Origin of the sequence: Solilutibacter silvestris (assembly GCF_002895945.1) — a bacterium.
In the GTDB taxonomy this organism is placed as follows: domain Bacteria; phylum Pseudomonadota; class Gammaproteobacteria; order Xanthomonadales; family Xanthomonadaceae; genus Solilutibacter; species Solilutibacter silvestris.
The window spans coordinates 410,229-424,841 of record NZ_NPZB01000001.1 but is presented as its reverse complement, the minus strand read 5'-3'; the positions used below and the strand labels follow the sequence as shown (position 1 = coordinate 424,841).

Below are 14,613 nucleotides of genomic sequence, written 5' to 3'. Positions count from 1 at the left end.
TTGTGTGAAATGCGTTAACGCACGGTGCATCGCTGCCGGTATCCTGTAGGCAATGCGAGCGGCCCGACTTCTGCTGATGCTGTGTTGCCTCGCCTGCGCCAGCGCGCAGGCAGCGCAGGTGATGCGGGTGGATATCCGCGGCATCGATGGCGTGATGGCGAGCGACGTGCGCGCGTCGCTGTCGCTGCAGGATGCGGCCGGCAAGAAGATCTCCGATCGCCGCCTCGATTACCTGTTGGAAGAAGCCGAGACCGAAACGCGCAACGCGCTGGAACCGTACGGCTATTACTCACCGCAGATCAAGGTCACGCCGTCGAGCGATCGCAACGCGCTGGTGGTGGTCATCGAGGTGCAGCGTGGCGAACCGGTGCGCGTGCGCAAGGTCGCCTACGGCATCGAAGGCCCGGGGGGGCAGGACCAGTACCTCACGCATGACCTCGATGCCACGCGCCCGGTGCCGGGCAGCGTGTTCGACCAGAGTGCGTACGAGGCCGGCAAGACCAGGATCACCCAGCGCCTGGCGCAGCGTGGCTATTTCGATGCCGACTTCATCACGCACAAGGTCGAGGTGACGCGCGCCGCCAAGGCCGCCGATGTCGATCTGCGCTGGACCAGTGGCGAGCGCTACGAGATGGGCGCGGTGACGTTCGAACAGACACCGACGGAAATCATCAGCCCGCAGTTGCTGGAAAAACTGGTGTACTGGAACGAAGGCGATTACTACCACCAGGGTCGTCTCGATCGCCTGCGCAAATCGCTGCTGGGGCTGGACTATTTCGGTCGCATCGACATCGAACCGTTGCCGGGCGATGCCAAGGATCTGCGCGTGCCGGTGCAGGTCACGCTGGAACCGGCCAAGCGCACTATCTACACCGCCGGCGTGAGTTACGGCACCGACAGTGGCCCCGGCGCGCGTTTCGGGCTGGAGCGGCGCTATCTCAACAAGCGCGGCCACAAGGCGCTGGCGCAGGTCGATTACGCCCAGAAACGCAAGGTGGCGACGCTGCAATATCGGGTGCCGGCCCTGAAGTGGCTCGATGGCTGGTATACCGCCGGCCTGCAGTTCGCCGACGAGCAGAGTCGCTACATCGACAGCCGCCGCTCGGAACTGGTGTTCAGTCGCACGGGGCAGATCAACACCAAGCTCGACGCCGCGGTTTCCCTGCATGTGCTGCGCGAACGCTGGGCCTATACCAATGGCACGGTGAAGACGCCGTACCAGACGGCCAGCTTGAGTTTTCCGCAGGTCGACCTGCATTACATCAGCGTCGATGATCGCCTGTATCCACGCCGCGGCATCGGCGCCAACTTCACGCTGCGCGGCGGTTCCGCCGGCTATGGCGGCGCTTTCGCGCAGGCCCACGCGCGTGCGCAGTGGTTCCATGGACTGGGACCGCAGGATCGCCTGATCCTGCGCGGCGAACTTGGCTACACCGTGGCCAAGGACGCGCTGGCGTTGCCGCCGTCGCTGCGTTTCTTCGCCGGTGGCGACCGCAGCATCCGCGGCTACAACTGGCGCGAGGTCGGGCCGCGCTTGCAGGATCCGAGCGGTCGCTACCTGTTCGCCTATGGCGCCAAGAACGTGGTGACCAGCAGTGTCGAGTACGAACGCTATTTCAACGCGAGCTGGGGCGCGGCCGCATTCGTCGACGGCGGCAGCGCGTTCGATGGCCGCAAGCTCGACTGGCATAACGGCGTCGGCATCGGCCTGCGCTGGCGATCGCCGGTCGGTCCGGTGCGCATCGACATCGCGCGCGGACTCAAGCACCCCGATTCACCGTTCACCCTGAGCCTCAACATCGGGGCCGACCTGTGAGCCGCGATCTGGAAAAACGTTACGGGTTGCAACCGTTGCCCGATGACGCGACGCCCGAACAGCGCGAGGCACGCATCGCCGAGTTGCGCACATTGCGGCGCAAGCGCACGCGCAAGATCGCCTGGCGCAGCGGCTTCGGCCTGGTGTTGCTGGTGGCGCTGGCGATTGGCGGCGTGTACTGGTTGCTGACCACCATCGCCGGGCGCGATTTCCTGCTCGCGCGGATTCGTGTTCTGTTGCCGACGGGATCGGAACTGAGCTGGCGCAGCGCCGAAGGTCCGGTGTCGGGACCGATGACGCTGCATGGCGTGCACTTCGTCTATCGCGGTTGTCCCGATGTGGACGGCAAGCCGGTGTCGTATCCGTCGTGCAAGGCGCCGCTGGTGACCACCTTCACGGCAGACACGGTGACGCTGCAGCCGATGTTGCAACCGCTGCTTGGGCGGAAATTGCGGCTCGATTCGATCGCGCTGAGCGGCGCGACGCTCGATCTGCCGAAAAGCGGAAAACCCTTCGAGTTGCCGCGCTGGCCGCAGTCGTTGCCGCAGATCGGCACGCCGTTGCCGATCCGCTTCGATGCCATCGCCATCGACGGCCTTGCAGTGACGCGCGTTGGCGTGCCGCTGGTCGACGTGCGCAGCGTGCGCGGCGCGCTGGAAGTGGAGGAAGGGCGCCTGCATGCCGATCACCTCGTCGCGTTGACCGATCGTGGCGATTTCAACGTGCAAGGCGATTACGCGCCCGCCGACAAATACCGCATGAACCTCATCGCGTCGGCATCGATGCCGGCACCGCTGGGACGCACGCGCCCAACGCTGGGACTGGCGGCGATTGGCGACCTCACGCGCATGGATGTCGCGCTGTCGGGCCATGTGCCGGCGCCGCTGTATGCGCATCTCACGTTGAAGGATGGCGAGCGCGATCCGCTGTGGGCATTGCGTGCCAACACCCAGGATCTCGATCCCGGCTTGCTGATGGGCACGGCGGAACCGTCGACGCCGCTGTCGCTCGATCTCGTCGCCAATGGCAAGGACGGCGATGCCCAGGTGCAGGGACGGGTGGATCGCGGTGACTTGCACGCGGTAATCCAGCCATCACGCGTCAGCATCGCCAACCAGGTGCTGGAACTGAAGCCCGTGGTGATCGATGTCTTCGGCGGGCGCATCAACGCCAACGGTCGCGGCGATTTCAGCCAGCACGGCAACGGCCGTTTCGATTTCGCGGTGGTCGCGCGCGGCCTGCGCTGGGGGCAGGGCAGCGATGCCATCGGCGCCAGCGCGGACTTCAAGTTCTCCGGCATCACCAGCAAGTGGAATGCGCTCGGCACCGGCGTGGTGGTCCGCGGCAAGGACACCGCGCAACTCGCCTTCGACGGCATCGGTGATGGCGAAGGTGTCACCTTCAACGGACTGCGCGCGACGATGCCGCAGGGACGACTGGATGCGCGCGGCCGTTTCGCCTGGGCGCCGGCGCTGAACTGGAAGGCCGATGCGACGCTGGCCGGCTTCGATCCCGGCTATTTCCTGCCCGAGTGGAAGGGCGCGCTGAACGGGCGCTTCGCCACCACCGGCAACAGTCGCCAGGATGGCCGCATCGACATCGTGCTGGATGCGCAGCAACTCGGCGGCAAGTTGCGCGGTCGCGACATTGGCGGACGCGCGAAGGTGGAACTGCGCACCGCCGCCACCGCCAAGGACGTGATGGAATTCGGCGGCGACGTCGCACTCACGCTGGGCGGCAGTCGCATCGATGCCAAGGGTCGCGTCGATCGCGCCTTCGCCGTCGATGCGCGATTGAATCCGTTGCGCCTCGATGACCTGCTGCCGAATGCCGCCGGCACATTGGCAGGCACGCTGAAGATCAGCGGGCCGCGCACTGGCCCCGACATCGATGCCAATCTGTCCGGCAATGGATTGCGTTATGGCAGCTATCGCGCCGCCACCTTGAGTGCGCGCGGACGCTTGCCGTGGCGCAACGGCAGCGGCGACCTGCAGGTTGCCGGGACGGGCATCGAAGCGGGCGTGGCGATCGATCGCCTCGATGCACATGCGACCGGTGCGATGGAACATCTTGCGCTCACCGCGAATGCCAGCGGCGGCATGGGCAATATTTCGCTGACGGGCAATGCACTGAAGCAGGGCAATGACTGGCGCGGCACGCTGTCTTCCTTGCATCTGGCCCCGGTGAAGGGCGCGGCGTGGCAGCTGCAAACGCCGGCGCAGTTCGCGCAACGCGGCAACAGCTGGACGTTGTCGCAAAGTTGTTTCGCATCCACGGCGGGCGGCAGCCTGTGCGCGAATGCGGAATGGCCGCATCGCGGCGTGCAGGTGACGGGACAGGGTTTGCCGCTGGCACTGGCGTTGCCGTACCTGCCGCCACGCAAGGACGGCAAGCCGTGGGACCTGCAGGGTGAAATCGCGTTGACCGGCGGCGTGCAGCCTGTTGGTGGCAGTTGGCGCGGCAACGTCCACCTGACCTCGCCGCAGGGTGGTGTGCGCGTACCGGTGCAGCGTCATACCACCGCGTTCGCGTGGCAGGCCCTGGTCCTCGACGCGACCTTCGATCCCAATCATCTGCAAGGAAAATTGAGCGCGGGCTACAACGGCAACGGCAAGATCGCCGCTGATATTTCCACTGGCTGGGACCAACACGCGCCGCTCAACGGCAGCCTTGATGTCGATACCCGCGATCTCACCCTGATCGAATTGTTCTCGCCCGACATCGTCGAACCGCAAGGCCATCTCGCCGGCCACATCCTGCTGGCGGGATCGCGCGCCGCGCCGCGCATCGGTGGCAATGCGGTGCTCAGCGAATTCCGCACCGATCTGCCCGCGCTGGGCCTCGTGGTGGACAACGGCACGGTGAAGATGGAAGCGCAGGCCGATGGCAACGCGCACATCAGCGGCAGCCTGCGTTCCGGCGAAGGCACGCTCAATGTCGATGGCACGCTCGGCTGGCTCGGCCAGGACACGCCGTTGCAGCTCGCGATCAAGGGTCGCAACGTGCTCGTCTCGGATACGCGCAATCTCAAGGCGGTCGCCGATCCCGATGTGCTGGTGAAGTTTCGCGGCGGCCAGCCGTTGACGGTGACCGGCACCGTCGGCGTGCCGTCGGCGACGATCGATCTGGAACGCTTGAGTGGCGGCGCGACGCGATCGAGCGATGTGGTGATTCTCGATCCGGTCGATCCCGAGCACACGAGTTCCGGCCTGCCGCTCGATCTCGACCTGAAATTGGTGCTGGGCGACAACGTCAATATCAACGGCTTCGGATTGAAGGGACAACTGGGTGGCAGCCTGCGCGTGCGGGCGCGCCCCGGACGCGACACGCTCGCCACCGGCACGCTGGACGTGGGCGGCCGCTATCGCGCCTATGGACAAAATCTCGCCATCACCCGCGGACGCCTGGTGTGGTCGGCCGACTCGATCGGCAATCCGCTGCTGGACGTGCGCGCCGAACGCGATCTTGGTGATGTCACCGCCGGCATCTCCGTCACCGGACGCGCGGCGCATCCGCAGGCGGAAGTGTGGAGCGATCCGATGACCAGCCAGGACGATGCGTTGGCGCTGCTGGTGACGGGCCATTCGCTGTCCGGACTCGATAGCAACGCCGCAAGCGAGGTGAGCGCGATGTCGGCGGCGCTGAGCGCGGGCGAAGGCCTGCTGGCGTCGCAATTGGGCTCAAAGATCGGCCTCGACGATGCCGGCGTGATGCAGTCGCGCGCGCTGGGCGGCAGCGTTCTCGGTGTCGGCAAGTATCTGTCGCCGAAGATGTATGTCAGTTACGGTGTGTCGCTGCTCGGCACCGGGCAGGTGTTGATGCTGAAGTACCTGCTGCGCAAGGGCTTCGATATCCAGATCGAATCGAGCACGGTGGAGAACCGCGCATCGGTGAACTGGCGCAAGGAGAAGTAGGGGCTACCAGCGCGCGGATATCACTTGCCGCAATCACCCGCGCGCATCAATCCCAACTCGGCGAAATTGAAGCGCGTGCCGGCATCGAAGCGCAGTCGAAGTTCGCGCCATGCCCGCGGATGCGCGATGCGGAACGGGCGCAACTGCCGTGACCATTCGAAGCGTTCTTGCGTGCGACGGTCGAGATCGTGCCAGGCGCCACCAGCGTTGCGACCTTGCAGCGTCCAGCCCAGCGTGATCGCCTGGGCATGTTCGCCGGCGGTCAGGGTGTAGAAATCGAGGCGTTGTGGTGTGTCGAAGCGCAAGGTCAGTTCGCGCGACGAATCGTCGATCGCCGTGCCGGTCATCGCATCGCCATCGACCAGCGCTTTCGCCGAAGCGCCATTCGCAAGTGTTGCAGAAGTCGATTGCAACGCGACATCGCACAACGCGCGCGGCGTTTGCCCATCCGCCGTCAACGAATGCGGAAGATCCTGTTCCCCACTGCCCCAGCGCGATGGCTGCGGTCCCATGGTGAATTCCAGCGTGCCGCCATTGGCGATCGCAGCATGCGGCAACCATGTCTTCGTCCACGGCCTGCCGTTGACCTTCAGCGACTGCACGTACACATTGCGTGGCCCATTGCCATGCGCGATCACGTGCAAGACGCGACCATTGTCCATCGTCACATCGACACGATCGAATGCCGGCGAACTGATCACGTATTCCGGCGCGCCCATCCGCAACGGATACAGGCCGAGCATCGCAAAGACATACCACGCCGACATCTCGCCGTTGTCCTCGTCGCCGGGATAGCCCTGGCCGATCTCGCTGCCGAGATAGAGCCGGCGCAGGATTTCGCGTGTCAGCGCCTGGGTCTTCCACGGCTGGCCGGCATAGGCATACATCCATGCCAGATGGTGCGATGGCTGGTTGCTGTGCGCGTACATGCCCATGCGCACGTCGCGGGCTTCCGTCATCTCGTGGATCACTTCGCCGTAGGAACCGGAGAATTCCGGCTTCGCGGTTTCCGGCGTCTCGAACAGCGCATCGAGTTTCTTGCCCAGCGCCGCGCGACCGCCATACAACGCGGCAAGCCCGTTGCCGTCGTATACCGCGGGGAAGGCATAGGTCCACGCATTCCCCTCGGTGTAATCGCCGCCCCAGACGCGCGGGTCGAACGCCGTTGCCGGCTGTTGCCGACTGCCGTCGGCACCGCGGCCGCGGAAGAAGCCGGTCGCGGGATCGAACAAATGCGTGTAGTCGAGTGCGCGAGCACGGAAATAGGCTGCTTCATCGCGATACCTGCGTGCTGCCTGCGGGTCGCGTGACGTCTTCGCCAACGCGTCCGCCAACTGCGCGATGCCGAAATCATTCGGGCCGCCCTCGAGGCTCCACGACAGGCCTTCACCAGTGCGGGTATCGATGTAACCACGATACGGTGACGACGCCATGCCCTTGCGCCCGACATTCGCTGTCGGTGCGATCGTCGTCGCGTTGCGCAGTGCTGCGGCATAGGCCTCGCGCGGATCGAAACCGCGCACGCCCTTCAGCCACGCATCGGCGAAGGCGACATCGGAACTGGTGCCGACCATCAGGTCGGCATAACCGGGCGACGACCAGCGCGCGACCCAGCCGCCGTCACGATACTGTTGCAGGAATCCCTCCACCAGTTCGCCCGCCTGCTTCGGCGCGAATAACGCGTAGGCCGGCCACGCGGTGCGGTAGGTATCCCACAAGCCGTTGTTGACGTAGAGCTTGCCGGGGAACACGTGCGTCGATGTCTGCGTCGGATCGCCGCCGGCATTGTCCTTCGACCATGTGCTCTGGTCGGCGTGCATCCAGCGCGGATGTGCGGATGTTCCGGTGTTTTCGTGCGCGCTGTTGGGGTAGAGGAACAGTCGATAGAGATTGGAATAGGCAGTGATGCGCTGGTCGTCGCTGGCGCCGGCGATCTTCACCCGACCGAGGATGCTGTCCCACGCCGCTTGCGCGCGATCACGGACGCTATCGAACGAGGCATCACCGATTTCCAGTTCGAGATTGTGCTTCGCCTGTTCAACGGAGATCAACGAGGTCGCAATGCGCATCCGCACTTCGTGACCTGCGCCCGTCTTGAAGTTGATGTAGCCGGTGGGACGGCCAGTCGCGATGTTGCCACTGTTGTTCCACGGTTGGTCGAAGCGCGCGTAGACGAACATGCGTCCGGCGCCATTCGACAAGCCGCTACGGGTGTCGGTGTAGCCGCTCAGCGTTTGTGTCGCGGCATCCAGTGTCAATCCGCCGCGGGCATCGACATTGTCGAACAACAAAGTGGTTCCACCCGTTGCCGGGAAACGGAAACGGAAGATCGCTGCGTGATCGCCCGGCACGATCTCCGCCGCGATGCCGTTGTCGAAGCGCACGCCATAGAGATACGGCCGTGCGACCTCGTTGTCATGCGAGAACGACAGCGCGCGCTTCTTGCGGTCGGCTTCGGGCACACCCGACGCCAGCGACGGCAGCACCTGGAAGGTCTGGCGATCGCCCATCCAGGGACTGGGTTCATGGCTCAGTGACAGCGCCTGCAGGCGCGGACGGTTGTCGGCGTCGTTGCTTTCGTTCCAGCGATACAGCCAGCCCAGGGTGCCGGCATCGGTCGCCGGTGTCCAGAAATTGAAACCGTGTGGTAGCGCTGTCGCGGGGAAGTTGTTGCCGCGCGAGAAGGTGCCGTTCGATTGCGTGCCGCGCGTGGTCAGCACGACGTCGGAGGGATGCGTCGCCGCAATGCGTGGTTGCAAGGTGATGGCGATGTCGTCGATCCAGCCTTGCGCCGCTGCGCCATCGACCGGACGCAGTTCCAGTTCGATCGCGCGGATGCGATGGCCGCGCAAGGCAGCAATATCGCCCACGCGCACCTGCTTGTGCGCCCACTGCTGTGGATACAGCGTCTTCGATGCCGCCTGCGATTTGGCGTCGATGCCCGCGCCGTGCTGGTCGAGCGCACGCATCTGGGAGAGGCGGCGACCATCATCGAACACCAGATCGATGCCGATTCCGGTCGACGCCACGGTGTTGCCATCGACGATTTCCGGCAGTACCAGCCACGACAGCACGGTATCCGCATCGATGGCGATATCGACATCGAACAGACGCGTGCGACCGCCAGCACCTTGGCCCTGATAGCGCAAGGCATGCAGTCCGCTGTATCCGGTACGCGCCTTGGCAGCATAGGGCGCAGTCGGGCCGTCGCCGATGGCGAGCGAAACGCTGTCGCTGCCGGTCTTCAGCTGCGGCCGTGGATCGCCCGACTCGAACGAGCTGGCGAATCGTGTCGCGTTGCGCGTCTGTCCGCTGGCCTGCGTGGCGAGCATGGCTACTACGGCAGCCGCAAGAATCGAACGTGCACACATCGCCATGAGGTCGTTGTCCTTATCGATGTGCGCGCAACACCGACAGCACGTCGTGGCAGGCGCCCATGGTGTGATAGTCGGTCTTGCCGGCAGGACTCTTGTCGTCGTCGTACTTGCGGTTTTCGCGATCGAGGATGCGATACCAGGCGCCGTAGCGATGATCGATCATGTGCTGCCACGCGTACTGCCACAACTTGTCGTAGCACTGCCAGTACGTGGCATCGCCAGTGACAGCGGCAAGACGCGCCGCGGTGGCGATTGATTCCGCCTGCACCCAGAAGTATTTGTCCTCGTCGCAGACGAAGGTTTCGCCATCGGCGAGCAAGCGGCCTTCGACGCCGGGTGCTCGCAGTTTGTCCGGCGCGAACCCGTAGACCATCCCGCCGAACTCGTCGTCCCAGGATTTGCGCATGGCTTCATCGAACAGGAAGCGCGCCTTCGGCACCAGCCAGTCCGGCGCGGTTCCGTTTTTCGACAGGTGCGTGTGCAGGCTCATCAACAACTTCGCCCACTCGGTCTGGTGACCGGGTTGGTAGCCCCAGGGCTTGAACAGATGCTTGGGATCGTCGCGATGGAAATCCCAGTCGACGTTCCAGTCCTTGTCGTAGTGCTCCCACACCAGCCCGTCGGCCATGTCGGCCTGGCGCCGCGTCATGTGGTCGGCGAGCAACAACGCGCGATCGAGATAGCGCTGTTCGCCACTGGCTTCATACGCGGCGAGCATCGCCTCGCACATGTGCATGTTGGCGTTCTGTCCGCGGTAGTCGGAGAAGGTCCAGTCGCGGGTTGCTTCGTCGCGATAAAGGCCCGGACCGGCTTCCCAGTAACGACGTTCCAGCAGCTGCCAGACTTCATCCATCCAGCCGCGCGCTTCCTCCGCGCCGGCCTTCAATGCGCAACTGTAGGCGAGCAGCACGAAGGCGGCGCCGTAGCATTGCTGGCTGGTGTCTTCCGGTTTGCCGTCACGGATCGTCCAGGCGTAACCGCCGCTGACGGGATCGAAATGCACTTCGCGCAGATAGCGTAGGCCATGGTGCATGGCGTCGAGGTATTGCTGGCGCAGCGCTGCGTCTTCGCGAAACTCGTTGGCGGCCATCGCGTAGTTGAAGACGAAGCGCGTGCTGCTGACCAGATGACGATGACTGCGGTCGTAGATCGTGCCGTCATCCTTGTAATAGTGGAAGAAACCACCGGCGGGATCGATGCAGTGCGGATGGTAGAAGGCCATCGTCTGGCGGATGTGCTCGCGCAAGGCATCCTGTGAACGAAAGTCGGGTTGCGGCGGAATCGGAGTATTCATGGCATCACAGCGTGGAAGGAGTGGAAGTGGGGGATGACAGTGCGTCGGCGAAGCTGCGGATGCGCAACGCCGTGCGGAGTTGTTGCGGCGACGCGTGGCCATCGATGTGCAGCGACGCCGTTTCTCCGGGCAGTAGCGTCAGTGCATTGTCGGATGGCGTGGCGTCGAGATTACCGAAGTCCAGCCAAACGGCGCGGGCGACGCGCGTTGCGGTCAGGCGCAAGGTCTTGCCGTCGCGCGACCATTCGTGATGCAGGCCGGGATCGGGCCAGGCGACGTCTTTGGCGTGGGCGAAATACACCACGCCGCGCGAAGCCGGTTCGCCAGCGACGATGAGATCGAATGCGGCGAACGTGCGCTTGGGATCGAGGCCACGCAGCAGTTGCGCATCGTCCAGCGTCATCGCCACCGATGCGCTCAATGGCGGCAGCGTCACCGCGGAGGTTTCATCGCGCAACGGCTTTCCATCCATGTCGAACACGCGCAATCGCAAGCTGCCATGGCGCGCTTCGGTGCGATCCGACAGCAGCGTCACCGTGGTGCGGCCGTCCTGTCGCAACGCGGCCACCGCCACCGGCGCATAGAAGCGTCGCGCGTTGAACTGCAGCGGCTTCCAGCGACCGTACCAGTCGATGCTCGACCACGACGCACCCGGCCAGACGTCGTTGAGTTGCCAGTACAGCGAGCCCATGGTGATCGGGCGGCTGGCGCGATGATGCAACGCCGCCAGTGCGATGCCATCGGATTGCATCACCTGGCTCAGATAAACGAAGTCGGCGAAATCGCGCGGCGTGCCGTATTCCATGGTGATGTAGTGCATCAGTCGCGTGTTGCCCTTGCCGGCCATGAATTTCTGGTGCGCGGTGATCACCGGGCTGTCGATCGCCAACGGTTGTTTGCCAGCGTAGCTGCGGATGGTGCGCAGGCTTGGCCACGCTTGCAGTCCGTATTCGGACATGAAGCGCGGGGTGATCTCCAGATATTTTTCGTATGGATAGGCGGGGCCACCCCACACTTCCCAGTAATGCATGTCACCGGAGGTGACGACGTTTTCCTTTTCCGCGAGATCGTCGCTGGGACTGCTCGGCCAATAGGCGATGCCGCCACCTTCCTGTTTCACCACGTCGCGCAGGTCATGGTCGAAAAGTTGCAGCCAACCGTCCCACACCTGTTTCGCGAACGCGGGATCGGCCGCCGTCAATTCCTTGCGATGACCCCAGGATTTCCACGCCGCTTCCTCTTCGTTGTTGCCACACCACAACACGATGCTGGGATGGTTGCGCAAGCGCTGCAACTGGTCACGTGCCTCCGCCACCACATTGGCGCGGAAGGCGGGATCGTAGGCCGGCTGCATGCCGCCACCGAACATGAAATCCTGCCACACCATCAACCCGAGTTCGTCGGCGGCGTCGAAGAAGGCGTCGCGTTCGTAATACCCGCCACCCCAGCTGCGCAACATGTTCATGTTGGCGTCGCGCGCGGACTGCAGGATGCGACGGATCTGCGCGTCGCTCGGTCGCGGGGCGAACATGTCGAAGGGAATGGAGTTCGCGCCCTTGGCGAACACCGGAATGCCGTTGACCACGAATTCGAAACTTCGACCGTGCGCGTCCTTCTCGCGGCGCAGTTCGACACTGCGCAAGCCGGTACGACGACTGGCGCGATCGAGCACGCGGCCGTTGGCCAGCACTTCGGCTTCGTAGCGATACAGCGGCTGCGCGCCATAACCGTTGGGGTACCAACGCTGCGGATGTTCCACCTGCAGCGGAATGTCGATCGTGGTGGCTGATGCCGCGTCCACCTCGCGTTGCCCGACCTGCGTGCGGTTGCCATTCGGCGCGGTCTGCCACAGGCGGATCGCGTAGTGCGCGGACGCAGCGGGATCGATGCGCACGCGCGCGGTCAGTTCGGCGCGTTCGCCATCGACCTTGTCTTGCCGAAGTTGGAGGTCATCAATGCGCGCGCCACTCCAGCTTTGCAGCGACACCGGTTGCCAGATTCCGGCGGTGACGTAGCGCGGGCCCCAGTCCCAGCCGTAGTGGTAACCGGGCTTGCGCACGAAATTCGCGGTCATCGCGTCCTTCGGCTCGTCACCATAGGGCGAGGTGTAGTTGCCGGCGATCTTGTGCGGCATCGCCTGTACCTTCGGCAGCAGGGTGGCGATCGGCGAATGGAAGACCACGCGCAGCACATTGCCGTGCGTCTTCAATCGGCCATGGACCGGTACGCGCCAGGTGCGGAAACTGTTGTCAGCGGACAGAATGCGTTCGTCGTTGAGCCAGACGTCGGCAAGCGTGTCGAGCCCTGCGAACACCAGTTCGTTGTGCGTTGCATGCAATGTCACGGCATCGACATCGAAGCTGCGGCGATATTCCCAGCCGGCCAGGCCGATCCATTGCAGTCCGGCTTCGGCTGCGCCGGCGTAGGGATCGGGAATGAGATGGCTGGCGAAGAGATCGGTGTGCACCGTGCCCGGCACCGTCGCGCGATGCCATGCGGTGGAGGGCCGATGCGCGGCGGCTTGCGTGTCGGCCGGTTGCAGGCGGAACGTCCATGCGCCATCGAGATGCTGCACCGATACGCCGTCAGAGGCGCCCTTGGCCTGCGCGGATAACGACAGCGATAACGCCAGCGCCATGCCCAGCCATTGCGACGATGGAGCGAAGCGCGGGAACTTGCGAAGCATCATGCCGGTATCGTCTTGCAGTAGTGATTGATGAAGGCTTGGTGGGATGGCATCGCGTTTACCGCTCGCGCGACTTCCTGGCGCGCACGATCGACGAATTGCTCCAACCGCTCTTCTGGCAACTTGTCGACGATCGGATGGTAACCACCGGGAATGATGCGCTGTCCCAGCATCACCTGCACCCAGCTCGGCAGCGCGAAGAAATCCTCGCCATTGCGGAAATAGCGACCATCGATGCGGAACTGGGCAATGGTCTCGCGCAAGGAATCCGGAATCGCCATCGTCCGGCAATGGTCCCAGAACGGCGTGTCGTTGCGTTCGGTCGCGTTGTAGTGGAGCGCAAGGAAATCGCGGACGCGTTCGTGCTCGAAGGCGGATTCGCGATTGAAGCGGCCGGACAGCAACGGATCGCAATCGCGGTCGGGAAACAGGGCGAGCAGGCGCTGGACACCCGATTGCGCCAGATAAATCGCGGTCGATTCCAGCGGCTCCATGAAACCGCCGGCAAGGCCGACGGCGACAACGTTCCTGCGCCAGAACTCCTTGCGCCTGCCAGGCGTGAAACGCAGCGGACGCGGATCGGCCAGCGCGGGGCCGTCGAGGGTAGCCAGCAAGGTCGCAGCAGCTTCATCGTCACTGATGTGATTGCTGGAATAGACGTAACCGTTGCCAATGCGTTGCTGGGTCGGGATCCGCCATTGCCAGCCTGCCGGACGCGCACTCACGCGTGTGTACGGCGTCAGCGGGCCGGCGCTTGCGCTGGGCGCGACCATTGCACGATCGCAGGGCAGCCATTCGCTCCAATCCTCGTAGCCGGCTTTCAACGTCTGCTCGATCAGCAGGCCGCGAAAGCCCGAGCAGTCGATGAACAACTCGCCTTCGACCCGCTCGCCATTTTCCATGACGATCGCTTCGATGAAGCCGTCCTCGCCGCGTTGGACGACATCGACGATCTTGCCTTCGGAGCGATGCACGCCACGGCGTTCCGCGAGATTGCGCAGGTAGCGCGCATACAAACCGGCGTCGAACTGGTAGCCATAGGCGATATCCGCCAGCGGCGAGCCCGATGGCGCGTCGGGCGGGCTGATCATGAACTTGTCCAACGGAGCCGCGCTGGTCGGTAGCGAATAGGCGCCGATGTCCGGCGCACGTCCGGCGAGGAACAGTTTCAGCCAGTATTGATGAAACGGCAGAGGCCCCAGCGAACGGCCGATCGTGCCGAAGCCATGGACGTAGCTGTCGCCGATGCGGCCCCAATCGTTGAACTGGATGCCGAGTTTGAACGTGGCTTGGGTCTCGCGGATGAAGTCGATTTCATCGATGCCCAGCACGAGGCCATTGAATGTCTTCATGAAGGGCACGGTGGATTCGCCCACGCCGATGATGCCGATCTCTTCGGATTCCACCAGGTGCACCGATACCGACGTGTCCAGATACGTGACCAACGCGGCGGCGGCCGTCCAGCCGGCACTGCCACCCCCGACGACGACGACGTTCCTGATCCGCTGGTCGCTGGCCGTCATCGC

6 protein-coding genes are annotated in these 14,613 nt (G+C 64.3%); 2 read left to right on the top strand and 4 right to left on the bottom strand.

All coding sequences use genetic code 11. From position 1 onward, the window contains the following. The first annotated feature begins 52 nt into the window (after positions 1 to 52). Both Lysil_RS01885 and Lysil_RS01880 read left to right on the top strand, forming a co-directional pair. Positions 53 to 1,816, top strand: coding sequence for an autotransporter assembly complex protein TamA (locus Lysil_RS01885; RefSeq protein WP_103073877.1), 1,764 nt, complete (start codon positions 53 to 55; stop codon positions 1,814 to 1,816). After that, positions 1,813 to 5,730 (top strand): translocation/assembly module TamB domain-containing protein, encoded by a 3,918-nt coding sequence (locus Lysil_RS01880; RefSeq protein ID WP_240600031.1) that lies wholly within the window; start codon positions 1,813 to 1,815, stop codon positions 5,728 to 5,730. The genes Lysil_RS01885 and Lysil_RS01880 overlap by 4 nt, the downstream gene beginning before the upstream one ends. Positions 5,731 to 5,750: 20 nt before the next feature. Here Lysil_RS01880 and Lysil_RS01875 read toward each other — a convergent pair whose 3' ends face one another. The 4 genes from Lysil_RS01875 to Lysil_RS01860 are packed head-to-tail and all read right to left on the bottom strand — an operon-like array spanning position 5,751 to position 14,610. Next, positions 5,751 to 9,107 carry a GH92 family glycosyl hydrolase gene (locus tag Lysil_RS01875; RefSeq protein ID WP_425477107.1) on the bottom strand — a complete coding sequence of 1,119 codons (3,357 nt, stop codon included), beginning with the start codon at positions 9,105 to 9,107 and terminating at the stop codon, positions 5,751 to 5,753. 13 nt (positions 9,108 to 9,120) lie between these two features. After that, a complete protein-coding gene (locus tag Lysil_RS01870) occupies positions 9,121 to 10,401 on the bottom strand; it encodes an AGE family epimerase/isomerase (RefSeq protein WP_103073876.1) in 1,281 nt (426 codons plus the stop codon). Positions 10,402 to 10,405: 4 nt separating this feature from the next. After that, the gene (locus tag Lysil_RS01865) at positions 10,406 to 13,090 is read right to left on the bottom strand and encodes a beta-mannosidase (RefSeq protein ID WP_103073875.1); all 2,685 of its coding nucleotides are present in this window, start codon (positions 13,088 to 13,090) and stop codon (positions 10,406 to 10,408) included. Beyond that, positions 13,087 to 14,610 carry a tryptophan halogenase family protein gene (locus Lysil_RS01860; RefSeq protein ID WP_103073874.1) on the bottom strand — a complete coding sequence of 508 codons (1,524 nt, stop codon included), beginning with the start codon at positions 14,608 to 14,610 and terminating at the stop codon, positions 13,087 to 13,089. The genes Lysil_RS01865 and Lysil_RS01860 overlap by 4 nt, the downstream gene beginning before the upstream one ends. Positions 14,611 to 14,613 lie beyond the last annotated feature (3 nt).